Source organism: Pirellulales bacterium (assembly GCA_019636345.1).
Lineage (GTDB): Bacteria > Planctomycetota > Planctomycetia > Pirellulales > Lacipirellulaceae.
The window spans coordinates 393,080-418,807 of sequence record JAHBXQ010000005.1 but is presented as its reverse complement, the minus strand read 5'-3'; the positions used below and the strand labels follow the sequence as shown (position 1 = coordinate 418,807).

At 67.6% G+C, this 25,728-nt stretch carries 17 protein-coding genes and 1 pseudogene; 4 read left to right on the top strand and 14 right to left on the bottom strand.

From position 1 onward, the window contains the following. Window positions 1-6 precede the first annotated feature (6 nt). The 6 genes from KF688_14520 to KF688_14495 form a co-directional block, all read right to left on the bottom strand. Window positions 7-2,184, bottom strand: coding sequence for a DUF1592 domain-containing protein (locus KF688_14520; protein MBX3426890.1), 2,178 nt, complete (start codon window positions 2,182-2,184; stop codon window positions 7-9). 268 nt (window positions 2,185-2,452) lie between these two features. Beyond that, window positions 2,453-3,799 carry a hypothetical protein gene (locus tag KF688_14515; protein MBX3426889.1) on the bottom strand — a complete coding sequence of 449 codons (1,347 nt, stop codon included), beginning with the start codon at window positions 3,797-3,799 and terminating at the stop codon, window positions 2,453-2,455. Window positions 3,800-3,809: 10 nt separating this feature from the next. Next, window positions 3,810-4,271 carry a hypothetical protein gene (locus KF688_14510; protein ID MBX3426888.1) on the bottom strand — a complete coding sequence of 154 codons (462 nt, stop codon included), beginning with the start codon at window positions 4,269-4,271 and terminating at the stop codon, window positions 3,810-3,812. Between the two features lie 86 nt (window positions 4,272-4,357). Further along, window positions 4,358-5,371 (bottom strand): NAD(P)-binding protein, encoded by a 1,014-nt coding sequence (locus tag KF688_14505; GenBank protein MBX3426887.1) that lies wholly within the window; start codon window positions 5,369-5,371, stop codon window positions 4,358-4,360. A 58-nt stretch (window positions 5,372-5,429) separates the two neighbouring features. Beyond that, window positions 5,430-7,076 carry a hypothetical protein gene (locus KF688_14500; GenBank protein MBX3426886.1) on the bottom strand — a complete coding sequence of 549 codons (1,647 nt, stop codon included), beginning with the start codon at window positions 7,074-7,076 and terminating at the stop codon, window positions 5,430-5,432. Window positions 7,077-7,181: 105 nt separating this feature from the next. Next, on the bottom strand, window positions 7,182-9,161 hold the full coding sequence (locus KF688_14495) for a 2-oxoacid:acceptor oxidoreductase family protein (GenBank protein MBX3426885.1): 1,980 nt from the start codon (window positions 9,159-9,161) through the stop codon (window positions 7,182-7,184). 552 nt (window positions 9,162-9,713) lie between these two features. Here KF688_14495 and KF688_14490 point away from each other — a divergent pair. Continuing rightward, window positions 9,714-9,992, top strand: coding sequence for a helix-turn-helix transcriptional regulator (locus KF688_14490; GenBank protein MBX3426884.1), 279 nt, complete (start codon window positions 9,714-9,716; stop codon window positions 9,990-9,992). 249 nt (window positions 9,993-10,241) lie between these two features. On the opposite strand, the gene KF688_14485 is transcribed toward KF688_14490, so the two are convergent. The 5 genes from KF688_14485 to mtnA all read right to left on the bottom strand — a co-directional run bounded on the left by KF688_14485 (window position 10,242) and on the right by mtnA (window position 17,608). Further along, entirely contained in the window at window positions 10,242-12,623 is a 2,382-nt protein-coding gene (locus tag KF688_14485; protein MBX3426883.1) for a sodium-translocating pyrophosphatase, read from the bottom strand. Window positions 12,624-12,945: 322 nt separating this feature from the next. Next, window positions 12,946-13,830 carry a hypothetical protein gene (locus tag KF688_14480; GenBank protein ID MBX3426882.1) on the bottom strand — a complete coding sequence of 295 codons (885 nt, stop codon included), beginning with the start codon at window positions 13,828-13,830 and terminating at the stop codon, window positions 12,946-12,948. A gap of 215 nt (window positions 13,831-14,045) precedes the next feature. Then, window positions 14,046-14,618 (bottom strand): DUF1579 domain-containing protein, encoded by a 573-nt coding sequence (locus tag KF688_14475; protein ID MBX3426881.1) that lies wholly within the window; start codon window positions 14,616-14,618, stop codon window positions 14,046-14,048. Window positions 14,619-14,777: 159 nt separating this feature from the next. Next, on the bottom strand, window positions 14,778-16,448 hold the full coding sequence (locus tag KF688_14470) for an alpha-keto acid decarboxylase family protein (GenBank protein ID MBX3426880.1): 1,671 nt from the start codon (window positions 16,446-16,448) through the stop codon (window positions 14,778-14,780). A 35-nt stretch (window positions 16,449-16,483) separates the two neighbouring features. Then, window positions 16,484-17,608 (bottom strand): S-methyl-5-thioribose-1-phosphate isomerase, encoded by a 1,125-nt coding sequence (mtnA, locus tag KF688_14465; protein MBX3426879.1) that lies wholly within the window; start codon window positions 17,606-17,608, stop codon window positions 16,484-16,486. Window positions 17,609-17,796: 188 nt separating this feature from the next. On the opposite strand from mtnA, the gene KF688_14460 reads away from it, so the two are divergent. Beyond that, complete coding sequence (locus KF688_14460) at window positions 17,797-18,120, top strand: heavy metal-binding domain-containing protein (protein MBX3426878.1); 324 nt, start codon at window positions 17,797-17,799, stop codon at window positions 18,118-18,120. A 74-nt stretch (window positions 18,121-18,194) separates the two neighbouring features. Here KF688_14460 and KF688_14455 read toward each other — a convergent pair. After that, window positions 18,195-19,332, bottom strand: a pseudogene (locus KF688_14455) (Fic family protein). A gap of 256 nt (window positions 19,333-19,588) precedes the next feature. Further along, window positions 19,589-20,608 (bottom strand): class 1 fructose-bisphosphatase, encoded by a 1,020-nt coding sequence (fbp, locus tag KF688_14450; protein MBX3426877.1) that lies wholly within the window; start codon window positions 20,606-20,608, stop codon window positions 19,589-19,591. A gap of 387 nt (window positions 20,609-20,995) precedes the next feature. Between fbp and KF688_14445 the strand changes: the two genes are divergently transcribed. Continuing rightward, on the top strand, window positions 20,996-21,472 hold the full coding sequence (locus KF688_14445; GenBank protein MBX3426876.1) for a two pore domain potassium channel family protein: 477 nt from the start codon (window positions 20,996-20,998) through the stop codon (window positions 21,470-21,472). Between the two features lie 106 nt (window positions 21,473-21,578). Here KF688_14445 and ald read toward each other — a convergent pair whose 3' ends face one another. Further along, a complete protein-coding gene (gene ald, locus KF688_14440; protein ID MBX3426875.1) occupies window positions 21,579-22,688 on the bottom strand; it encodes an alanine dehydrogenase in 1,110 nt (369 codons plus the stop codon). A gap of 436 nt (window positions 22,689-23,124) precedes the next feature. Between ald and KF688_14435 the strand changes: the two genes are divergently transcribed. Beyond that, window positions 23,125-25,722, top strand: coding sequence for a hypothetical protein (locus KF688_14435; protein ID MBX3426874.1), 2,598 nt, complete (start codon window positions 23,125-23,127; stop codon window positions 25,720-25,722). Window positions 25,723-25,728: the final 6 nt, after the last annotated feature.

Sequence of the window (25,728 nt, the reverse complement as noted above, 5' to 3'; positions counted from 1 at the left end):
TACGGCTCAAGGCGTCGGCGTCGCCGCCACGGTCGTTTCGACGTCGGCGCGGCGACGTTGGAACGGGGCCGACTGGACGACCCCCGTCAGCAGCGCCCGGGCCGTGCCTCCTTCGGCCTCGATCCGGTCGACGATCGCGTCGACCGTCCCCACGTCATGGTACTCCAACCCGCGGCCCAGGCCGTAGGTCAACAGCTTTTCGGTGAGACAGACCAAGAACTCGCGGCGATGGCCGTGGGCGAGTGCGCGCTTGAGATCGGCGGCCCCGGCGAGTCGTTCGCCCGACGCCATGGTCGCGGAGGAGTCGATCGGCTCGCCCCGCTCGGTGTCGCGCCAAGCCCCCATCGCGTTGAAGTTTTCAAGGGCCAGCCCCAGCGGGTCCATGCGGGCGTGACAGGAATGGCACGTCGGATCGGCGCGATGGAGTTCCATCGACTCGCGAACCGTGAGCGGCCGGCCGCCGGCGCCGGCGGCCTCGGAATCGAGCGGGGGGACGTTCGCCGGCGGCGGGGCGGCGGGGGTCCCCAGGATGTTTTCGAGGATGAACTGTCCCCGTTTCACCGGCGAGGTGCGATCGGGGTTCGACGTGACCGTCAGCAGCGAGCCTTGCGTCAACACGCCCCCGCGGGGAGTGCCGGCCGGCAACTCGATCCGCCGGACGCCGTCGGTCGGCAAATGCTCGACGAGGCTCTCCAGGCCGTAGTGCCGGGCGAGCCCTTGATTGAGAAAGGCGTAGTTTGCGTCGAGCAATTCCACGAGCGGGCGATTCTCGACGACGACGTACTCGAAATGCCGCTCGGTCTCTTCGCGCATCGACTCCCGCAGTTCGTAACTGAACTGCTGGTCGCCGAATTTGGCGCGGAAGTCGTTCATCTCCTTGCGCAGCGCGGCGAGTTCGGACCGCTCGGCCTTGGTCAGCCGGTCCTGGCGTTCGCTGCGGCGGCGCAACTGGCGGAAGCGGTTCCGTTTGACGTCGAACTCGGCGAAGCGCGGGTCGTCGCGCAGCGAAACGAACGCCGGATCGATCGGCACCGACTCGACGTCGCGGGTTTGCAGCCATTGCCCGACGAAGTTGCGGTAGAACTGCTCGCTGCGTCCGTCGGCCAGCATCCGTTCGAGCTGGGCCGGCAGTTCGGCCCGCAGCCGGCCTTGGGCCGCCAGCTCCAACAGCGCGGCGTCGGGCATCGTCGACCACAGGAAGTACGACAGCCGCGAGGCGAGCGCGAACTGGTCGACCAGCGGGTGTTCTCCCGCCGGCGCCGGCTCGATCTCTTCGATCCGAAACAAGAATCGCGGGGAGGCGAGCACCGCGGTCATCGCGCGCGTCAACCCTGCGGCGAACTGCTCGCCCTCGGACCACTGCGCCTCGGCCAACGCGACGAGCCGTGCGACGGTCGCGTCGTCGACGGGTCGTCGAAACGCCCGCGATGCGAAATGGGTCAGCGCTTGCTCGGCCCGATTGCGGCGCTGGTCGGCCGGCAGGTCGGCATCGGCGAAGTACGCGGCGCCGTCGACGGCGTGCCAGGCGACGAACGGATCGGGGGGCGGCGCGTCCGCTTCCGGTTGATCGTCCGGCGGGACGGGCTGGGATCGTCGGGCTTGTTCCGCCGCCGCCGCGACGACGTCCCCCGCGGCCTCGACGTACTTCTCCAACAACAGCGGCGACGTCGTGAGGACTTCCCCCAGAGTGTCGAACCCATGCCCCGTGTCGTCGGGGGGGAAGGCGTCGGCCGCGTTGAAATCGACCCCCAACAGATCGCGCACCGTGTTGCGGTACTCGGTGCGATTGAGCCGGCGAATCGTCACTCGTCCCGGGTCGGGGCGCTCGGGATCGAACTGCAGAGCGTCGCGCACGATCCAGCGTTCGAGCGCGGCGAGCTCCGCGCCTTCCAGCGCGTCGCCGTCCGGGGGCATCAACCCGGCGCGCAATTGCCGCAGGGCCCGTTGCCAGAGTTGCGGATCGTCGAGCGGCGGATCGCCTGACTCGCCGCCGTCCAGCGCGACGCCCGCTTCGCTGGCGCCGTGGCCGTGGCAGTCGTAGCAGCGGTCGGCGAGGATCGGCTCGACCGTTTGGCGAAATCGCTGGCGTCCCGCGTCGTCCATGGCCGTCGCGGGCGTCCCGACGGCGACCAGGGCCAGCCCTGCGCTCGCTACCCGCACGGCATGTCGCAGCAGAACCAACACGAGGGGCGATCTCGGGGCCGCGGGGCAACGGTCCCAAACGCTTGGGACAAGATATCTTGAGAGTACGCCCCGCCGCGCCAGGCGACAACCCGCCGCGTCGCTGCCCGAGCCCGCCAGGGGGCGACGGAGGTGAGTCAAACCACACAGGGGGCAGCTTGCCCTGGGAACCCCCGCTGCGCAGTTGACGCATTCACGCCGGCCGCGCAGCGGACCAGTCGAATTGCGCACGTCGCGCCGACCGGCGCGCCGCTTGCTTGCGGCGTACGGTTCAGCCCGGGGCGCCCGGCGCAGGGCTCGCCTTGCGCCGCCAGAAGTAAACGCCGCTCGCCGCGACCGCGGGGACCGAGACGGCGCTGACGACGTACGCCAGCTGCATCAAGAACGAGGTCGAGGTGGCGTCTCCCCACGAATGGTCTTTCAGCAGCAGCGCCGCCACGCTGCCGACGTAGGCGATCGCGTCGGCGACGTAGATCGCGAACACGGCGGTCCCCACGGTCTGCGTCGCGGCGAACAGGCGATCGAACAACATGGCGTTGTAGGGGACGTACGCCAAGTAGGCCCCCGTGCCCAACAGCGTCATCCACCACAGTCCGTCGATGGCGCCGATTTGTTTGAGATAGGTCGCGCCGCCGATGAGCGCGAACCCCGCGACCATCGCCGACAGCACGACGGCGAGCCCGCGGACGTTGTTCCGCACCAGGATCAGGCTGCCCATCGCACCGAGCACGACGAAGGACACCAGCAGTTCCATCCGCGAGATCGCCGAACCGTGCTCGTCGTAGGAGTAGCCCAGTTCCTGGAGCACGTCGACCATGTAGTTGTCGCGAAAGTCGCGCAGCGCGGTCAGCAGGAAGTAGCCGAGCACCAGCAGCGCGAGACCCGGCCAGAACCGGCGCAGGAACGCGCGGCGATCGGCGGCGTCCATGGGGGCGCGTTCGCACCGCTCGCGTCGGTCGGCGGCGGTGGGATCGGGGAGGTGATCGAGCAGCCAGATCGCCAGCAGCGCCAGCGGCAAGAACAGCGCCCCCGCGACGGCGGGCATCCAGAACTCGGTCGCCGGCGGAATGGCCGCCAGCGCCGCAGGCCGGGCGTCGCCCGCCGCCATCAGGCCGCGCCCCACGTCCTTCACCACGCCGCTGGCCAGGATGAACGAGCAGCAGAGTCCCGCGAGCAGGAAGTCGGACGTTCGTCGCCCTTCCAGATACTGCACGACCAGCCCCCAGACCATTCCCAGCGGCAGGCCGTTGAGGAACATCGCCAGCGGCTTCCACTCGACGGGGACGACGGCCAACAGCACCAGCGCTCCCTCGGCGGCGGCGATCATCGCCACGAGCCAGAGCGCCCGTCGCCCGCGGCGCGCCTCGCTGCAGAACTTGATTCCCAGGAACTTGGCCGTGGCGTAGCCCAGCACTTGGCTGACGACCAGCGTCGTTTTGAGCTGCAACGTGGCGCCGAGCGCGGTGGTCGTGAGCCCCTCGTACGTCGCCGCGGCGAACGGCTTGCGGAAGGCGTACATGCAGAAGTAGGCGGTGAACGCCGCCCCGACGGCGTACAAGTTGAGCGCCGCCGGGCTGCCGGCGGCCAAACGCCGGCGAAGTCGTTCCGATCGCCACATAACGCCTCGGCTACTCCAACTCGCGCGTCGTCACCTCGAACGAGGCGAGCAGATTGCCCGCCTCGTCGCGGTATTTGTAGACGAGCGTCACGTCCTGATCGCGCATCGTCTTCATCTCGGGCGCCGTCCGATAGTTGTTGATCATCAGGGGTTTCATCATCGCTTCGAGCTCCCCGGCGGTCGGCGGCGGGTCGAGGTCGAGAATCGTGTACAGGTAGCAGAATTTCTTGCCCGGCAAGGCGGCGGTCGAGTCGAGCCGCGTGTTGCGATCGATCGTCATCGGCAGCGTCGCGTTGATCTGATTGGCCGCCTCGACCAGTTCGCGGTCGATCGAGGCGTCGCTGCGGAAGTAATGCTGCACGGCCTCTCGGCCCGCCTGCGAGCCGAAGATTCCCCCCACGATCCCGCCGACGATCCCCGCCGTCAGGCCGATTGACTTCCGCACGGACTTGCCCGACGACGCAGGTTGCATGACGCGATTCCTTGTTGAGTGTCTGCGGGGCTTTCTCGCAGCGGTCGGAAAACCGGTCGATTCCGGACGTCGACTCTGCGGAGACGCTACGCCAACCCCAGCATCGCCTCGGCGGCGGACAACCCGCTGAGGAACGCCCCCTCGACGCGCGGCCCCCCGCACCAGTCGCCCGCGGCATACGCCTGCAAGCGGTCGTCGCGCAAAAATCGTTCGGGGCGAGGCTCGACGGGGCTCGAGTACAACCAGCGATGGGCGACGAGCGAGCGCGTCGGCGCCGGCGACACGCGGGCCGCGACGAAGAACGCCGCGAGCAATTCTCTTGCGACCTCCTCGGGGGCGGCGTCGAGATGCGCCGCGCTCCACGCGTGCGAGCCGTGCAGCACCCAACAGTCGCCGCCGGCCAGGGCGACGCGGCCCGGCTTCGAGGTGTCGCGCGCCAACCAGGACAGGGGGCCCTCGTTGACGAACGCCCCGTCGAACTCGGCCAACAGCGGCGCGTCGAACTCGGCCATGACCGCCCAGCACTGGTGCATCTGCACCTGCGCGGCGGCTGCGGCGACGCCGGGGACGGCTGCCAACAACGCCGCGGTTTGCGGGGCCGGGGCCGTCGACAGGATCTGATCGAACTCGCCCAGCGCGCTCCCCGCGTCGTCAGTCAGCCGCCACCGCGAACCGACCCGCTCGACCGCGCCGACCCGCACGCCGCAGCGCACGTCGAGCCCATCGGCCAGATGCTTGCAGACGGCGTTCATCCCGGGGACGCCGACGAAGCGATCGCGGAGAATGGGCGAGGTGCGGATGCCGCCCCCCTCGATCACCGCGATCCGTCCGTGCCAAGGGGCGACGACCCCCGCTTCGAGCCAGTCGTGGGCCTGGGTGCGGAATCGTTCGTCGCGGACCGTGAAGTACTGGGCCCCGTGATCGAACCGCGCCTCGCCGGGCGTGCGCCGCGTCGCCATCCGCCCGCCGACGCCGCGCCCTTTGTCGAACACGACGGCGGCGACGTCGGACGCGCGCAAGCGACGCGCGGCGATCAGCCCGGACAACCCGGCGCCAATCACGGCGACGGAACGATCGGCGGCACGGAGATTCTCGCTCATGCCGCTAGCCTACGTCCCGAAGCGCGCGTTGCCAAGCGCCGCGGCGGTCAGTTCGGCGCTACCGCAATCCCGCCAATTCTTGCAGCGTGTGCCAGTTTTCGAGCCGGTCCTCGCGGGCTCGCAGCAGCGTCTCGCTCGGGTTTCCGGCGCGGTCGAAGTGCTTGACGAACCGCCCCTCGCTGCGGCAGAAGTCGATGAAGTCGACCGTTTCGCCCGTCTTCGGGTTCTTGAACCAGTCGTCCTTCATCGCCGGGTTGCCCTGCAGGCTCAATCGCTCCTTGATCCGATCTCCCTTCGAGGGATCGAACACCAGCAGCGGAAACGCCCGCGTGTCGACCGCCAGCCGGGCCTGCTCGCCCGCCATGTTGTCGGCCACGCCGTGCTCAGGCTGGCAGGTCGTGTAGCAGTTCACCACCGCCGGGCCGTCGAACTCCAGCGCCCCGAGGACCGCCTTGTAGAAATGATTGACGTGCGCCGCGGTCGTTTGGGCGACGTAGGTGCGGGGGTGCATCATGGCGATCTGGGCGATCTCCTTGCGGCGCTCCTGTTTGCCGGCGACCGCCTTGCCGTGGACGCTCATCTTGGTGTTCTGGCCGGTGTAGGTGCTGGTCGACGCTTGTCCCCCCGTGTTGCTGTAGACCTGCGTGTCGAGCACGAACACCTTGACGTTCATCCCCGAGGCCAACAGCCTCGACAGCGACTGAAACCCGATGTCGAACATCGCTCCGTCTCCCCCGATGCACCACAGCGGGCGGTCGCGCCACCCCAGTTGGTCCCACCGGCTGCGAACTCCCATCGCGTCGGCCGGCGCGTTCTCGAACAGCGAGTTCGTCCACGGCACGAGATACGGGTTGTACGGATAGGTCGAGGTGTAGACCGTATTGCACCCGGTGGCGGCGATGATGCCCCATTGGTCGCCGTACTTGGCGCCGGTGGCTGCGCACATCATCCGCAACGCGGTCCCCTCGCCGCAGCCGGCGCAGCTTCCCGCGCCGCCGACGTAAATGTGGGTCTGCTCGCGCAGCATCATGTCGACGAGCAAACTGTCGTTGATGTAGGCCTCGTTGCTGGGGCCGCACTCTTTGAACTGCCGATGCCCGCGGCGGATGTCGCGCATCACCGGCTCGGTCTTGGGGATCATCTCGAGCGCCAGATCGTCGCACACCGTGACGCACTCCGCGCACCCTTTGCACTTGCTGGGGTCGATGACGATGGCGAAGACGCCCCCTTCCAGCCCCTTCTTCTTCGGGCCGTCGTAATACTTGCGGGGCTTCGACCACGACTCGGCGAATTTGGCTCGTTCGTCCGCGTCGGGAATCGCGGCGAGCTTCGCCTCTAGCTCCGACTCGCTCAGCACCTTGCCCAGGATCGCCGTGTCGGGACACTCGGTCACGCAGTCCATGCAGCCGGTGCAGTTGTCGCGGATGTAGCGGGGGATCTCCGGCGCCACGTAGCTGAAATCACGCAGCGTCGCGGTTCCCGCCGGGATCAGCGACCGGGCGGTCGACAAGTCGGCCGGCAGTTCCTTCTCGCCGTACCCCTCCTCGTAACCGCGGATGATCCGATCGTTGAAATCATGGACGTCGAGCACCGGGAGCGCCGCCCCGACGTACCCCCGATCCACCAGCGTCCCGTAACTGTTGTTGTTGAACGGATCTCGCTCGCTGGCGGAGTTCATCGAACGAACGGAATCGACGGCGGACATGGCGGCACCGGTGGGTGAGTGGCGATAGTTGACGGGCGATCGGAAACAAGCCATTGATTGCCGACGACCAGCGAGATACGCCGGCGGAGGACGCTCAGACGCCGATCATTCCATGAGTCCTCGCGACACTTCCTGCATTTCCTCGTACCCGCGCTTCACGCAGGCGAGGTTGTCCTGGACGACTTGCTCGCCCCGTTTGCCGAAGTACTTGCGGAGGGCCTTTTCGACCCCTTCGTAAACTTGGGCGTCGCTCATCCCCGACGACTTGGCGTAGGGGGTCAGCTTCAAGAACGCCCCCAACAGCACGATCCCCTGCATTCGCATCTCGAGGTCGGCCACCGAGGCCACTTCGCGGGCGATCTTCACCATGTCGGCGAAATACACCCGCAGCCGCTTCTGCCGGATCGTGTTCTTGTGCTGCTCGGGAATCCGGGCCCATACGTCCACGGGGTTTTCGTACGGGCTCTGCATGAAGATCGCCCCGCCGTCGACCATCCCCGCGAGCGGATTGCCGCTGAACATCGCGTTGGTGTCGTTGAGCACCACGAGTTCGACCGCTTCGAGTTCGCTGTGGGTCGCGATGTGCGAGTCGGCGATCGTCAGGTAATACGTGGTCGGCAGCCCCTTCTTCTCCGAACCGTACTTGGGATACGCCTGCACGTCCTTGCCGAACACCTGCCCGGCGATCGTCGCGATGACCTTGTTGGTGGTCACCGATCCGAACCCGCCGACCGAGTGCCCGCGCATCGAGAACGCCCCGGGGGGCCGCAGGTCGGGGTCCTCGGTCACGTCGAGGGCCAGCTTGTGCTTGACGCCGACGCAGAACACGTCCTGCGTGTCGTGGCGCATGTTGTCGAAGATCGCCAGAATGTCTCCCGCGCGAACGTCGCGACTCCCCAGCCCGCCGCAGCCGGCGTAGATCCGCGGGATCCGCTCGACCTTCTCCAGACTGTTCTGCCCGATCAGCGCGTCGCAGAACGCGGCTTTGATCTCGCGCGCCAGATGGTTGCCGGTCGTCGACAACGGGTCGTCCATCCGCTCGAGCACCGAGAACGCGACGCAGTCCTTCAGCGCCGCGACGATCTGCTCGGCCGGGAAGGGGCGGAAGCAGTAGACGTTGAGGCACCCCGCCTTGATCCCCTTGCGATTGCGCAGATAGTCGACCGTCGCCTGGGCGGTCTCCATGAAGCAGCCCATGCCGACCAGGATGTACTCGGCGTCGGCGCAGCGGTACGCATCGACCATGCCGTATCGTCGACCCGTGGCGCGGGCGAATTCGTCGAACGCCTCCTGCAGCGCGGGGGCGACTTGGTCGTAGTACCACCGTTGGGCGATCTTGCCCTTCATGTACGAGTCTTGGTTCTGCACGACCCCCGACATGATCGGGTTGGCCGGGTCCATGAGATTCATCAGGCGATCTTCGGGCTTGCCGACGAACTCCTTCATGAATTCCAGTTCGGGGAGCTTCGCGCTTTCCACGGTGTGGGTCGTGAGAAATCCGTCCTGGACGTTGAAAAACGGCGTATGCGAGGCCTCGGCCGCGCGGCGGGCGATGAGGCACAGGTCGCACGCCTCCTGGGCGTTGCGGGCCAGCAGCATTCCCCAGCCGACGTCGGCGACGCTCATCACGTCGTCGTGCCCGGCGTGGACGTTCAAGCTGTGGCTGGTCAGAGCCCGGGCGCCGATGTTGAACACCGCCGGCAAGCGCTTGCCGGCGATCGTGTACAGCACCTCCTTCATCAGGACCAAGCCTTGCCCGGAGGTGAAGTTCGTGACCCGTCCCCCCGCGATGGCGAACCCCTCGCAAAACGTCGCCGAGGAGTGCTCGCTCTCCGGCTCGACGAACACCAGTTGATCTCCCCACAGGTTCGGCTGTCCCGCGGCGACCGCGGCGTTGAACCCGCCCCCCATCGTCGTGCTGCTGGTGATCGGAAAGGCGCCCGAGCCCTGCGAGATGCGGGTCTCGACCCAGACGACCGCCTCGGCCCCGTCGCAGGTCGTGGGGATGCCCGGGTACTGGTACTTCCCCCCCGCGGGGTCGAACTCGGGGACGTCGGTGACGCGATCAATCGAGTCGGTGGCCATCGTGCGGGTCGTCCTTTCGCGAAATCCGCGCACGCGACGCCGCCTGGCAGTCCCGCGGATCACGGGGCGGCGGCTGGCGCGGCAAGTCCACAACCTGTGCGGGGCGCCGATGTTCGACGCGACCCGAAGTCAATTCCGTCCTCGACGACCACGGCGATTCGCGGCGTGAAGCTCAGATCAGGCTGTCGTTCGTAAGAAAAGGCAGTCGACGAGCTTCGCCCGCTGCGTCTTCACCAAGGCGAAAGAACGGCCAGCGGCGAGCGGTGTTGCAAAATCCGAACTGCGGCATCAAAAAAGGGGGAAGGGCAAGGGGCCCCTCGCGGCTGTCTTAATTCTACGGGCTGCCGCACCAGGACGCAAAGGGAAACTGCGCCGGACCGCGACGCCGTTTGCGCTAAGCCAGCGGACAGCGGGGATTGATGCGCAGCGCCGGCAGGCAGGACGTCGCCTGGGGGCTCGCTTCGCTTCGACTCCAGCTACGTCGCAGGAACGGCAAACAAGCGTCACTCGCCCCGCGCTCGGCGGACATTCCTTACGATTCGGTCATGCGCCATGAAGACCATCGACGCCATCTTTGAGAATTCCCCCCACTCGCTCGACGATCTTGCCGCCGCATGCGGTTTGGCGGAGGAACGCGTCGCCGCGATCCTCGACGGCCGGTGGCTCCCCAACCCCGGCGAGCGCGCCGCGCTGGCCGCCGCGTTGGGCGTCGACGTCGCCCAAGTCAGTTGGGGTCACACGATGAACCCCCGCAACGTCCGTTATCACCGGTACGGACTCAAGGAAGATTTTCGCCGCGCGGCAGGGGACTCTGACGCGGCGCCGTCATGACGTGCACCGCCAGTGCATGCCGAGTGAGATGTCCGTGAGCCGCGACCTCCCAGGTCGCCGGGAGCCTCGGCGAGCGTTTGCAGCGCCAAGCTGCCGTTGCGCCGCCGGCGACCTGGGAGGTCGCGGCTGGGCTTGGGGTATGCAGCGCAGAAAAAAAAACGGCCCGCGATCGGATGATCGCGGGCCGTGATTGTTGCGCCACGGCGTTGCGGCTCAGCCCCGCGGCCTCGCCTGTCGAGCACGTTCCGCTTACTCGCCGCCGGCCGTCTTGAAGACGATTCCCAGCCATTCCTGCACGGCGGGCGAGAACTTCACCACCAGCGGGCTGAACACGACGCTCACCATCGCCATGAGCTTGATGAGGATGTTCAGCGACGGGCCGCTCGTGTCTTTGCACGGGTCGCCCACGGTGTCGCCCACGACGCCGGCCTTGTGGGCTTCGGAGCCCTTGCCGCCGTAGTGACCGCGCTCGATGTGCTTCTTGGCGTTGTCCCAGGCGCCGCCCGCGTTGTTCAGCATCGTGGCCAGCACGAAGCCGCTGGTCAGCCCGCCGGCGAGCAAGCCCAGGACCCCCGGTACGCCGAGCACCAACCCCGTCGCCACCGGCACCGCGATCGCCAGGATCGACGGCACGATCATCTCGCGCTGGGCACCCGCGGTGCTGATCGCCACGCAGCGGGCGTAGTCGGGCTTGCCCTTGCCTTCCATGATGCCGGGGATTTCCTTGAATTGCCGCCGCACTTCGTTGACCATGGCGCCCGCGGCCCGACCGACCGCCTTCATCGTCATTGCGCAGAAGACGAACGCCATCATCCCCCCCAGGAACAACCCGCACAGCAAGAGCGGGTTCATCACGCTCAGGTCGTACGCCTCGACAAAGTCGCGGATCTGTGCGGTTCCGATGAAAGTCACGTCCTCGGCCTGACCGATCGAGGCGTCCTGGGTGAACTTGATCGTGCCGACCTGGAAGATCCCTTCGTTCTCCGCGGCCAGCTTGCTGACCCAGATCTTCACTTCCTCGATGTAGGCGGCCAACAGGGCCATGGCCGTCAGCGCCGCCGAGCCGATGGCGAATCCCTTGCCGGTGGCCGCGGTCGTGTTGCCCAGCGAGTCGAGGGCGTCGGTCCGCTCGCGGACTTCGGGGGCCAGATGCGCCATCTCGGCGTTGCCGCCGGCGTTGTCGGCGATCGGCCCGTAGGCGTCGGTCGCCAGCGTGATGCCCAACGTGGCCAGCATCCCCACGGCGGCGAAGCCCACGCCGTACAGCCCCATGTTCATGTCAGTGAACCCGCCCGCAAAAGCGAACGCGCACAAAATGCCGACGACGATCGTGATGACCGGGATGCCGGCCGAGTACATGCCGGTCGCCAGCCCGTCGATGATCGTCGTCGCCGGCCCCATCTGAGCCTGCTTGGCGATCCCCTTGGTGGGTCCGTATTCGTCCGAGGTGTAGTACTCGGTCGATTGGCCGATGATCACCCCCGCGGCGAGCCCCGCGACGACCGAGCCGACGATCCCCCAGCTCACAAAGCCCGTGCCGGCCAGCCCCATGAGGGCCAGCAGGATGAGCGCGCTGGAGCCGAGCGTGCCGATCAAGAGCGCCTTGAGCAGGTTGGCCTGCGTGGCGCCCTCGCGGCATTTGACCATGAAGATGCCGATGATCGACAGCACCGTGCCGATCCCCGCGACGATCATCGGAGCGGTGACCAGCCCGACGGCCGTGTTAAACGCATCGTTGACGTCGATCTCGGGATTGACGGTCGCTTCGGCGACCCGGTGCGCCCCGACCGCGGCGCCGAGGGCGGCCGTGGCTAGGATCGATCCGCAGTACGATTCGTACAGGTCGGCGCCCATGCCGGCGACGTCGCCGACGTTGTCGCCCACGTTATCGGCGATCGTGGCCGGGTTGCGGGGGTCGTCCTCGGGGATCCCCGCCTCGACCTTGCCCACGAGGTCGGCGCCGACGTCGGCCGCCTTGGTGTAGATGCCGCCGCCGACGCGGGCGAACAAGGCCTGGGTCGAGGCGCCCATGCCGAAGGTGATCATCGTCGTCGTGATGTGGACCAGCTTGTCGATCGGCGTGGTTCCGGGGGCGACCATCGTCATCCCCCAGAACGTCCAGCCCTGTTCCATGTTTTCGGGCGAGTAGACGAACTGGTCGAGAATCCAATACCACAGGCAGATGTCGAGCAGTCCGAAGCCCACGACCACCAGCCCCATGACCGCCCCGCTCCGGAAGGCGACGGTCAACCCGCGGTTGAGCCCCTCGCTGCATCCCTGGGCGGTGCGGGCCGAGGCGTTGGTCGCCGTGCGCATGCCGATGTAGCCGCACAACCCGCTGAAGAACCCGCCGGTGAGGAACGCGACCGGCACGAACGGATTCTGAATGCCGTACTTGGCCAGCACGGTCAGAATGATCACCAGCACGACGAACACGATCGTCACGACCCGGTATTGCCGCGAGAGATACGCCATGGCGCCCTCGCGGACATGCTGGGCGATCTCCTTCATCAGGTCCGACCCTTCGCTGGCGGCCATCATCTTCTTGTAGAAGTACACGGCGAAGCCCAAAGCGGCGATCGAGGCGACGGGCGCGATCGCCCAGTATTTGGTGATAACGCTGCTGTCCATGACGGTGATCAGATCCTAAGGAACGAGGAAGGTGTGTACGCCTGCCGACGGGCGTCGCTCCGGCGGGACGAAGCAAACGGCGCGCTCGCGACCAGGGGGGAAAGAACCCCGCGACGCGTCCGCCCTCCCGCAATTGGCGTACCCGGCGACAAGAAGAGGCTAATTTAAGCCAAGTCCCCCGTGTCTGCCTACCGCAGAGTGCCGGCGCCGGAAGCGGATTCGCACGCCCCCGACGAAAAACGGCCGCTCCTCGCGCGAGGAGCGGCCGTGTGCGAATTTGACATGGCAGGGCCCGGCGCCGCCGCGGCGACGCCCAGGGCGGTCAATACACGAGGCCCGTCCGGACGCCGAACCCGTGAAATCCCAGATCCCCCAGGAACCCCGAGTCGCTTTCCCAGCGCTGGGCTTCCCAGAAGATTCCGGTGAACATGTCGCAGGCCTCGAATTGCTTCGTGTGCTGCAGGCCGAATTGGAACTCCCAGACCTGCACGAAGTCGTCGCGGATCGTGTACCGGCCGCCGTTCGCGCCCAGCCAACTGGGGAAGGCGGTCCACCAGTCGGTGTCGCCGTACAAGAGGGCCGTCCTGGCGTTCGCGAAGATCGACAGACCGTCCAGCAGGATCGGCCGCGCCCCCTGAACCGACAGCGTCGGCCCGGCGCCCTGGAACTGCACGCCCGTCGATCCGCCCCAGACGAAGTCGTTGAGATCCTCGAAATTGATCTCGCTCTCACGGAGGCTGACGTCGGCGATCCGCACCCCGGCGGTCCCCATCCAGTTCCAGTTGGCGAAGTTGCCGCGTTGCAACAGTTCCAGGTCGACCGCGTCGACCTCCAACTGCGTCGAACCGAACAACTGAATCGGCGGTCCCCCTTCGTTCACCTCGCCGACGTAGTCGACCGTGTTGTCGAACGTGAACCAGCGGACCTGGGCGCCGCCCCCGCCGTCGCCTTGATAGCCGACGAACACGCGCTGGGCGAAGTTCAGCGGCGAGCTCAGCGAGCCCCCGTACTGCGACGCGGACGCGAGCCCGTCCCAGAAGAAGATGGAGGCGACCCCCGCTTCGCTGATCTTGGGGGACAGGAACAAGAAATCGACGCCTCCGAACCATCCCTCCTGTGTCGACGCGGTTTGGGCGCTGGCGCCGCCGCCGATCAGGGCGGCCGCCGACAACGTCAACAGCGCCCTCCGGGCCATGCGAGAGTTCATTGGGAAATCCTTTTCGCTGGGGACGAGCCGGTCTGCTTGCGCGACTGCCGGGAGTTGTCGCGCAATCCGTGCGCGACGCCGCCGCTCTGGCAACTATGCTCGGCGCTCCGCGGGTCGGCGAATCAGAATCGTCGATCCCGTCGGCATGACCGGCGCCCCAGGCAGGGCCCGCAAAACCGGCAAAGTCCCCCGGCTCTCGGCTCCTCGCCCCCCGGTTACTTCGTCCGCCGCACGTCGCCCTGCATGAACGTGATCCAGGCGCCGTCGGGGCCCTGCATCTCGGAGCGAATCTTGAAGCGGTCGGGGGACTGGAACTCGTAAACGTCCCGGTACTTCACCGTCCGGTCGGGATCCGCAAAGTCAGGGCCGTCCGCGTTCAGGGTCAGCGTCTTGCCCGCGGCGTCAAGGGAGCCCTCGTAGAGCCACATGTGGTTGAACATCGAGTCGACCCACGTGCCGACGTATTTCTTCTTCTTCGGATCGTAACCGAGCGTCTGCTGGGCCTCGACCGCGACCCCCATCGCCTCGCCGCGCGAGGAGTTGACGATCCACAAGTCCCCCAGCGCCCGGCACGACATCGTCCCCTTGCACTTGGTCGGCGGCTCGTCGGGGCCCATCGACCCTTCGGCCTCCGACTCCCACTCGCCGAGGAACTGTTTCAGCCACTCGTGCTCCTTGGTCGCCGGGCTCGTCGGGGGCGCCTCGGGCGCCTGGCCGACTGCGCTGCGAACAAGCGGAACTGCGACCGCCGTCGCGACGACCAACGCAAACATTCGTGCACAACGCATGACATTTCCTCCAGCGGTCCAGGGGCGTCCAAGAGATCGGCGCGATGCGACGGAACGATCGACCGGCAAGAGTCGCCGCGCCGGCGGCAATCTACCACCCCCTGCGCAGCCGAGCAAACGCCCGCTCGCCGACGTACCGGCCTCCGACTCGTCCGGGCCCTACTGCACGACCGTGCGGCTCATCATCGCCCCCAGTTGACTCAGCGCACGGCTCGCGTCGCCGGGCGCCAGGTGCACGTGCAGGATGCTCGGCCCGTCGGTCGCGTTCCACGCGGCGCGCAACGCCGCGTCGAAGTCTCCCTCGGTGCGAATCTCGTAGCCCTGTCCCCCGCCCAGCACCCGCGGCAGGTCGTGATACCGCCACGAGTGGATTTCGTTGAACTCGTAGTCGCCGGGGTGCAGCAGCCGCTCGGTGCCGTAGCCCCCGTTGTTCAGCACGACGACGATCGCGGGCAACTTGCGGCGCACCAGAGTCGACAGCTCCATCCCCGTCATCTGAAACGCCCCGTCCCCCGCGATCGCCACGACGCGGGCCGACGGCCGCGCGATCTTCGCCCCCAGCGCCGCGGGCACGGCGAACCCCATCGAGGTGTAATACGCCGGGCTGAGAAACTCGGTCCGGCCTTGGGTCGTCAGCTCCGTCGAAGCGAACAGCGCGTCGCCGATGTCGGCGATCACGATCGTTTGGTCGTCGAGCTGCTCGTCCAATCGCCGCATGAGCCGCGTGATCGTGATCGGCGCCTCGGCCGCCAGCTTGTACGGTTCCGGCTCCCAATCCGTCGGGGCAGGGGGCTGCGGCGTCGCGCGCTTCCACTTGAACGCGGCCAGACCTGCGAGAAAGTCCTGCAGCCGGACGTCGTGGTAGTGATGGTGACGAATCCGCAGCTCTTCGCTCGTGGCGTAGATGCAGTCGCCCGCGTTGAGCTCGGCCGTGTAGATGCCCAAGTTGATGTCGGTCATGAACGTGCCGAGCATCACGACGCAGTCGCTCGCCTCGACGTACCGCGTCACCTCTTGCCGCCCGAGCGCTCCTTCGTACAGGCCCATGTACAACGGATGCGTCTCGGCGACGACCCCTTTGCCCAGCATCGTGGCCGCCATCGGGATGCCCGTCTCCTCGGCCAGCTTGAGCGCCAGATCCTGCAGGCCGAACCGATGGATCTCGACCCCCAACAGCAGCACCGGCTGGCGGGCCTGCTCGATTCGTTTCGCCGCCTCGCACACCGCCTCGTCGAGCGCCCGGCGATCGCTCACGGGCTCCGCCGGCGGCGCCGGGCGCGGGCCGTCGGGAACCACGTGCACCATGTCGCGCGGCATGTCGATGTACACGGGCCGCTTGAACCGCTGGCACGCCGCCAGCACCCGGTCGATCTCGCGAAACGCCGTGGCCGGGTCGTTCAGCTCGGTCCCGGCGATGCACAGCTTCTCGAACACCTCGTACTGCGTGCGAAACCCCCGCACCATGTGGTGGAGCAGGGGGTTGTGAACCCGTTCGCGCATCCCCGGCGACCCGGTGACGACCACCACCGGCGACTTCTCGGCGAACGCCCCCGCGACCGAATTGCAGACGCTCAAGCCCCCCACGCAGTAGGTGACGCACAGCGCCCCCATCCCCCGCACCCGGGCGTAGGCGTCGGCCGCAAACCCCGCGCAATCCTCGCGCGTGCAGCCGATGGCGTTGATCGGACTCGCCTCGAGCATCGTGTAGAACGACAGAACGTAGTCCCCCGGAATCCCGAACACGTCGGCGATGCCGTAATCCTGCAACCGTTCGAGCAGATACTCGCCGATCGAGGGATTGTTCTTGGCCGGACTGGGCTTTGTCGCCATGGCAACCTCCGTGGGGTTCAGTTCCTGGTTTCAGGCTAGCGGGCCGCCGCCGCGGCGACAACCGCGGCGACCCTTTCGCGCTCGACCGGTTCGATCACCCCGCGCTCGGTGACGATCCCGCGAATGAGCCGCGCGGGGGTGACGTCGAATGCGGGGTTATAGGTCCTCGCCCCCGCCGGAGCGGTCTGCCGCCCGCAGCCGTGCGTGATCTCCTCTCCGGCCCGCTCTTCGATCGGAATCGCCGCGCCGTCGGCCAGCGACAAGTCGAACGTGCTCGTCGGCGCCGCCACGTAAAACGGCACGTCGTGGGCCGCGGCCAGCACCGCGACGCCGTAGGTGCCGATTTTGTTCGCCGCGTCGCCGTTGGCCGCGATCCGATCGGTCCCGACGATCGCCGCGTCGACCCGCCCGGAGTGCATGACCGCCGCGGCCATCGAGTCGCAAATCACCGTGCAGTCGACGCCGCTCCGCATCAACTCCCACGCCGTCAGCCGCGCCCCCTGCATCAGCGGTCGCGTCTCGTCGACCCACACGTGGGGCCGCTTTCCGCGCCGGGCGAGTTCGTAGATCACCGCCAGTGCGGTCCCCGCACCCCCCGTCGCCAATGCGCCGGCGTTGCAGTGAGTCAGCAAATTCGCCCCCTCAGGGAGTTCGGCGAGTGCGTCAGCCCCATGCCGCCCGATCGCCGCGCACATTTCGCGATCCTCCGCATGAATCGCTCGCGCCTCGGCCAACAGCCGCTCGGCAAGGTCCGCACTCGCCGCGTCGTCCCCGCCCGCGACTCCCCGCGCCTCGCAATCCCGCTCCCACCGTTCGACGACCCCGCGCATCCGCCCCAGCGCCCAGAACAAATTCACCGCCGTCGGCCGGCTTGCGGCCAGCTCGTCGCAAGCGCGGAGCACCGCGGCGCTTTGCCGGCGAGGCGGGGCCTCGCGGCTGGGGGGCGGAAGGTCTTCGGCCAGGGCCAGGCATGTCGCATACGCCGCGGCGCACCCGATCGCCGGCGCCCCGCGCACCGCCAGTCGCCGAATCGCGTCGACCGCCTCCGCGACGGTCGTGCAGCGCAGTTCGACCGTCGCGCCCGGCAACTGCGTCTGATCGACCAGCACCAGCGCCCCGCCGGCGGCCGGCCCCTCCCAGCGCAACGTCGTCGGCAAGATCGGCGATTCGCTCACGAATACGCTCTCCACGGCGCCACGCAAACGGGTGTGCTACGATGCACGCCCATAATAGCGTCGCCGCCGCCCCAGGCGAGCAGCTCGCAACAACGAGTCGGGGCAAGACGCTGCTGTCGAGCGGCAGACGCCCCCCAATCTCCGCCCCACGCCTCAATCCTCTTCGCCCTTCCATGATCATCACCACCACCAACACGATCGAAGGCTACCCGATTCGCCAGTACCTGGGGGTCGTCACCGGCGAGGCGATTCTGGGGGCGAACGTCTTCAAGGACTTCTTCGCCGGCATCCGCGACATCCTCGGCGGCCGCAGCGCCGCGTACGAGGGCGAATTGCGCAAGGCCCGCGACATCGCCTTCGCCGAAATCGCCGAACGGGCCCGCGAACTCGGCGCCAACGCCGTCGTCGGAGTCGATCTCGACTACGAAACCGTCGGCGCCAACGGCAGCATGCTCATGGTCAGCATCAGCGGCACCGCCGTGCTGGCGGAGGGGTAGCGGAAGGCGCTCTGCCGTAGCCGACTCCCGCCCGACGAACGCCGTCGCGGCTGCCTGCTGCCTGAGTTCAATTTCTACTTCGGATACGGCGTGAACCCATTGCCGTCTTTAATCAGCAGCTTGATCAGTTTCGGATGGACGAACAGCATGTCGCGACCGACGACGAGCATTCGCAGGACGCCGATCTCGACGAGCTTTTGCAGGTATCGCGACGCAGTTTGACGTTCCGCCAGTTTGACGTCGATGACGTTTTGAATCCGGCAGTACGGCAGTTCGAAGATCAAGTTGATCAACTCATGCCGCGGCGCCTTCGGCAGCTTCGTGCGGACATGCTCGGTCGTGTGTTCCGCAAGGGCGTTGAATCGCGTCGATTTTGGCCGTCGTCCACGCGGCCGTCTCGGCGACCCCCTGCAACATGTACAGGATCCACTCCTCCCAACGCTGCTCGCATGTGACCGCTTGCAGGAAGCGATAGTAGTCCGCTCGCCGCCGAATGATGTGTCGGCTGAGGTACAGGATGGGCAGCGTGAGCAGATTCTCTTGAATGAGAAACAAGCTGTTGAGGATGCGGCCCGTGCGGCCGTTGCCGTCGGTAAACGGGTGGATCGCCTCGAACTGGTAGTGCCCGACCGCCATCCGAACGAGCGGGTCGAGGTCCGTCGACTCGTGCAAGAACTTCTCCCAATTGGCGAGCAGGTCTCGCAGCAACGTCTCGCCGACAGGAGGAGTGTAAACGACCTCGCCCGTTACTCGGGCAAGGGCCGTCCCCGGGACGCGACGCACCTGCATCGAGACCCCTTTGATTTTCGTGCAGATCTGCTCGGCCGTCCGGGTGCTGAGCGGTCGTTTGGCGAGCGTCCGAAACCTTTCCAACATAGCCGTGCTGTAGCGGAGCGCTTCCTTCGTCGCCGGGTCGGCCTGCTCGTTCGATTCCCGATACTGGAATAGGCGATCGGTCGTGGTGACGATGTTCTCGACCTCGGAACTGGCCTGCGCTTCGAGCAACGGCAAAGTGTTGATGAGAATTCCTTGGTTGGGAATCCGTTCCGCAGCCCGCTTCAACTCGGCCACCGCGGCCCGAGCCTCGATGCACTGCTTGAGAACCGCCTTCGTCTCCAGATCGCCTGCGGGAGGAAGCAGCGGCAGGTGGTTGTAGGGATGCTCGGGATGCCAGGAATCGGCAGGCGTCAGCGGCTTCTTGGCGCGTTTCATGGCGTTGAAGCTCATGACGCGACCCACCCCCCGGCAATGAAAATATGTTTACAAAAGTCAAAAAAATCGCCATATCGCCCCAGGCATGGTGTTCGGATCAACATATCCCCGAACAGGCGTACAGGGGCGTCACCGTCACCGGACGTCGCAACCAAGCGGGCCGCAGAAACCGGCGCTTCAAACATGTTTGTGCGCCGGCGCCAGCGGGCGATCATGCCGACAGCCGATGGCCTCTACGCCCCCCTCAGAGCCCCCCTCAGACCTTCAGAGGCGACTCGACGAACGCGCGCAGTTTCTGCATCTCCAGGCGGCTTCCGACGAACAGCGGCACGCGTTGGTGCAGCGCGGTCGGCTCGATGTCGAGGATCCGCCCGTGGCCGTCGGTCGCCAGTCCCCCGGCTTGCTCGGCCAACAGCGCGATCGGGTTCGCTTCGTACGCCAGCCGCAGCTTCCCCTCGGGAAACGAACTGGTCGGCGGGTACATGAAGATCCCCCCCGTCAGCAGCGTCCGGTGGAAATCGGCCACCAGCGACCCGATGTACCGCGACCGATACGCCGCGTCGTCCTCGCCGCTCTTCAGCCAATGCAGAAACCGTCGGCAGTACGGCGGAAATCCGTCGGCGTACGACTCGTTGACCGAGTAGGTCCATCCCCGGTCGGGCATCTTCATGTCGGGGTGGGTCAGCACGAACGTCCCGATCGTCGGATCGAGCGTGAACCCGTGCACCCCGCGGCCCGTCGTGTAGACCAGCATCGTCGACGATCCGTACAGCACGTACCCCGCGGCGATCTGGTCGCGCCCCGGTTGCAGCACTTCGTCGTGAATCGGGCCGCCGTTTCGCGTCGCCCGTTTGTAGACCGAGAAGATCGTCCCCACGCTGACGTTGACGTCCAGGTTGCTCGACCCGTCCAGCGGATCGAACACGACGATGTAGTTCCCCTTTTCGGGGGCTTCGAGCACGACGACCGGCTCCTCGTTCTCCTCCGAAGCCAACAGGCCCACGTTCCCCCGCGCGCCAAGGCACTCCATCAGCACCTCGTTGGCGAACACGTCGATCCCCTGCTGGCGTTCGCCGTGGACGTTCGTCTCGCCGGCGGCGCCGCGGGCGGTCGACAGTCCCAGCCGGCGGACCTCCTCGCCGATGATCTTGCACGCCAGCACGATCCCCGCCAGCAGCCACGAGAAGTTCCCCCGCGCCTCGGGATGCCAATCCTGTTGCTGCTCGAGGATGTGGCGTTCGAACGTCTGGCTGAGATGGGCTCGGTGGTGCGTCACGGTGCGGCGCTCCGTTCGGGCGAGTGTGCGAATCCGCGCAGAGCCGCATGCCGGCCCCGGCAAATCTAGCTTCGCCCAACCCGCAGGATGCAATCCGCGGGCCGGAAACGCGGCCGGCCCAGTCCCCCGCGGTTGGAACAACCGGCACAGGTCGCTCCGCCGCGCGGCCAACGGCTCTTCGAGGCTCGGCCGCGGGACGCAGGCGCCATGCTCCGTGGCGTCCCATCGACAGAATCGCCGAGCGCCGCTGCGCAGACGTCCTGCGCGCAGACCAGTTGTTCAACCTGGAACGCGAACGGTTACGGCGGCGCTTCCGAACGCTTGTGCGTCGTGCGAAGATAGCATGAGCCTGACAGCTCATTCCTTGCCGCGGCTCACGACTCGTCCATGCTTGAGCAAATACTCTACGCCCTCGCGCTGACCAGCGTGACCGTCACGTGTCATGCGGCGGGCAGCGTGTATCTCGTCATTCCTGCGACCGGCGTCTGGAAGCCGGCGAAGACGTCCTCCGCAGCGTCGCGACCGGTGTGGACGCTGATTCGACTCGTCAGCCTGCTGCTCGTCCTGCATCTCTTGGAGATGTCGGTCTGGGCGGCGGCCTACGCCGCCGGCGGCGTGCTGCCTGATTTCGAGACGGCGTTTTACTTTTCGATGACCAGTTATTCGACCTTGGGATTCGGCGACGTGATTCCCCCTGTGTCGTGGCGGCTCTTGGGGCCGATCGAAGCGGTGGTCGGAGTCTTGATGCTCGGATGGTCCACGAGCATCATCGTCGCAGTCGTGCAGCGCATGTACAATTCGCGCTTGCCGAATGCGCCGGGCGCCACGGACCGCGGCGCCACGCCACTGGCGCCCGGCGAGTAGCGCGGGTTGCCGTTGCCCCGGGCTCAACTGACTGATCCGAACCGTACTCTCGCGTCTGGAGTGCAGATTTTGGGGGGGGCGGACCACGCGCCGCCCGCCATCGCGCTCATCCCCCCCACCGATTCGCCAGCGGCAGGTGGAACGTCTCGGCCACCGCCCGGTTGGTCACCTCGCCGGCGTGCATGTTCACCGCCCGAGCGATCGGCGGCAGCGTGGCGGCCGCCTGCTCGACGCCGCGTTGGGCCAGTTCGATCACCCAGGGGAGCGTTACGTTGCACAGCGCAAACGTGCTGGTCCGCCCCACCGCGCCCGGCATGTTCGTGACGCAGTAGTGCAGCACCTCGTCGACGATATAGGTGGGATTGCTGTGGGTCGTAGGGCGGCTGGTGGCGATGCACCCCCCTTGGTCGATCGCCACGTCGATGATCACCGCGCCCGGCTTCATCTCCTTGAGATGCTCGCGCTCGATCAGCCGCGGCGCCTTCGCCCCCGGGATGAGCACCGCCCCCACCACGAGATCGGCCAGCCGCAGTTGCTCGCGGATGATGTGCCGGTCGCTGTACAGCACGTCGACGTTGGGGGGCATCACGTCGGACAGATACCGCAGGCGGTCCATGTTGATGTCGAGGATCGCGACGTTCGCGTTGAAGCCCGCGGCGATCTTCGCGGCGTTGGCGCCGACGACCCCGCCTCCCAAGATCGTGATGTTCGCCGGAGCGACCCCGGGGACGCCCCCCAGCAGAATGCCGCGCCCCATCTGCGGGCGCTCCAGGTACTTGGCCCCCTCTTGGATGCTCATCCGCCCGGCGACTTCGCTCATGGGGGTGAGCAGGGGCAGCCGGCCCTGGTTGTCGGCCAGCGTCTCGTACGCCACCGCCGTGCAACCGGTCGCCAGCACCGCCTCGGTCAACTCGCGATCGGCCGCGAAGTGGAAGTAGGTGAACACCGTCTGCCCGCGGCGGATCAGCGGCCACTCGTTCGCCTGCGGTTCCTTGACCTTCACGATGAGATCGGCCTCGCCGAAGATCTCGTCGGGGGCGGCGGCCAGCACGGCGCCGGCGTCTTGGTAATCGTGATCGGGAATCCCGGACCCCAGCCCGGCCCCCGCTTCGATCAGCACCCGATGCCCCCGCCGGACGAGCTCCTCGACCCCCACCGGCAACATGGCGACGCGGTACTCGTCCAACTTCACTTCTTTAGGAACGCCGACGATCATGCGGACTGCCTTCGATGTTGAGGGGGGAGGGATTCACCGCAAAGGACGCGCGGGGGAAGTGACCACGAATCGTTTCCCCAATCGCCAAGCGGTGCTAGCAAATCGATTCTTGGCCATCGAGGTTTGGTCATTGGAGCTTGGTCCACGGGCATCCGCTCTCGACGAACTCTGCGCTGACCGCGGTGCAGGAACAAGCGGAACCGCAGCCGCCGGATTCTAACCGACGCCCCGGGCGGATAGGCAAGTCGACTAAACTGCGCAGAATTGCCGCGCGACGGCGCACGCCCGGGGCCGTGCGTCGGTTCACGCAACGGGCGAAAAACCGCGGTAGGCTCCCCGCGACCGGGGCGGATATAGTGAGGCGGTCCGAACCCCCGCCCGGCCGCACGCTCGCGGCCCTGAGTTCGCGCCGCCCCTGCGTCAGGAGGACGCTTCGATGCCATGGATGGTCCCGGTTTGTCGTCGGCTGCTCGCCCCTTCGCGTGAGCCACAGGCGCTCGCGTCCGGCTTGCGCCGCTGTGGGGCCCTCGCCCTGACCCTGGCGGCGAGCCTCGTCGCGCTGGCCGCCGCGCCCCTGGCCGCCGCTCCCAACCCATCGACCGCCCCGGCGCGTCAAGTCGGCGACGCCGGCGACCTGCGCCGCCTCGAGCTTGTCGGCGTGCGGCAATGCGACCCGCTCGAGGTTCGCCGGGCGCTGCTGTTGGATCTCGAACTGCAAGCCGCCGCTCGCCCCAGCGCCGACATGGCCGCGTTCCTCGACGCGCTCCAAGCGCGGCTGCGGGCCGGCTACTGCCAGAGCGGTTTCCCCGACGCGGTCGTCGACGCCTCGTACGACTCGGTCACCGACTCGGTCTCGGCCTACATCCACGAGGGCCAGCACTTTCGGCTGCGAAGCTTGCGCGTCGTCGGCGGCACGGCCAAGGTCCGCACGGCGCTGGTGAAGTCGCTCACCACGGTCCCGCCCCCGCGCTCGTGGTCGCTGTCCGTCGCGGGCAAGCCGACGGCGACGCCGCATGACCAATCTCCGGGGCGCCCGGCGTTCGTCCGGGGCGAGCCGGCGAGCCTCGACGTCGCGGGCTTACGCCGCGTCGTGGAAAACCGCCTGACGACGCTCGGCTATCCGGCCGCGACGGTCGAGGTCGCCGTGATCCTCGATCGCGGGCGCGCACGGGTCGATTGGGAGGTCGACGTCCAGCGACTCGGCCCGCAAGCGGTCGCCGCGGAGATCGTCGTCGCAGGGCTCGAGCGCAACACCCGCGCGCAGGCGCTCGCATTGATTGCCGCCGAGGTCGGCGACCGGGTCACGGGCGAATCGCTCGCCGCGATTCATGAACGATTGCGGCAATCGTGCCGCTTCTGGACGTACGAGGTCGCCGCCCGCGTCCCCAAGCTCACCCCCGCGCAGAAACGGGGCGAGACGGCGCCGGTCGAACTGGCGATCGAGTTGGTCGAGTACCCCCACGTCGCCCCGCTGGGGGCGCCGCTCGCCCCGGCCGACGCCGCCTTGGCCCGGTGCGCCGGGTGGCTGGAGTCGCAGCTTGCCGACCCGGCCGCCGACGATCTGCTGTGCCAGTTCAAGACCACGGCCCGCAAGGGCGCGGCGGCTCAGTCGTTCGTCGCTGCGGTGCGGCCGGGAGGGGGCTGGCTCGTCGACGCCACGACCTCCGTGCCGCCTGGGGTGCAATTGCATCATGCCGCGCTGGTCGCCGGCGGCGAGCTGCTCGTCTGCAATTGGAGCCGCAACGAGCGAATCGAGCATCCCCTGCCGGGGCGCCCGACCCTGCAACTCCAATTCGTTCCGGGACCGGTCGCAGGGAACGAATTCAAATCGACGCTCAAGCTCGTCCCCGGCTTCCGCTCGGCCGGGTCCGGCGACTCCGCCGCTTCCGCCGGCGAGTTCACCGCCCAGATCGAACCGGTGGCGCTGGTGCATCTCGCCCATCGCGAGGGCTCGCGCGTCGCATGCCGCGACGATCAGGCGGTCGTCGCCGTCGGCGGGATGGAACTGACCGTCGAAGCGGCGACCGGCCGACTGCGGCACGTTCGCTCGACCTTGCCCGGGGCGAGCGTTCAGTTCGGGTTCGTCCCCGGGGCGTTCGCTAAGGAGCAGGCCCGCATCCAGGCGCAGGCCGCTCGACTCGATCAGCGGTATTCGGCTCAGCGCCCGGCGTCCTCCTGGGCCCGGTTCCTTGCCGATCAGATCGCCGAGCAGCCCCTCGCCGCCGCCGACCCGGTCGCGAGCCTCGTCTGCCGGCAGGCCCGGCATTTGGCCGAGCAGGGTTGGTTCGACGCCCAACTGGCCCAGTGGGCACCGCGATTGGCCGGCAAGACGCCGCTCGGGGCGCCGCGACCCGCGTTCCGGCTCGCCTCGCCGCTGGCCGATCGCCCCCGGCTGCAAGCCGAGACCGACCCCTGCGGCGCCACGGCCGTCATGTTCGGGCCGGCGATCGCCGACGCGATGTTCCCTCGCGGCAGTTGGCCGTGGACCCTGGTCCGCGAGGCGTCGTTCGCCGCGGCTCACGAACGAGGGTTGATCAGTTCCGTCCGCGGCGCCAATCGCGAGCTCAAGCGAATTGCCCGCGCCCGCGACACGGGTCCCGTCGGGCTCTTCGCCGCGACGCTGTTTGCCGCCAGCACGAAGACCATGATCGACCCGACCCAGTTCGTCGACGCCGCGGTCCGCCGGCTCAGCGACGACAGTCTTGCGACCGACGTCCGGCTGGCGGTCTACGGCGACTACGGCTTTGCCGCCGCGACGCGAGCGACGTTCGAGTCGTTCGCCGCGCTTGAGACGCGCGAGCGACAGAAACTGGCGGCCGAGCTGCCCGCCCCGTGGGGCGCCGTGCTCGAGGTCGTCGCCCAGCGGATCGAACAGTCGCCGCAGCGCCCGATCGGCCAGACGATCGAAACCGCGCTCGTCGAAGCCTGGGACGACGGCCTCCGCGACCTCGCCGAAGCCAAACTCCGCGCGCTGGTCGACCCCGCAGAGACCCGCCAAGCGCGCCAGCAGGACGAGGGCAAGCTCGTCAAGTGAACGTCG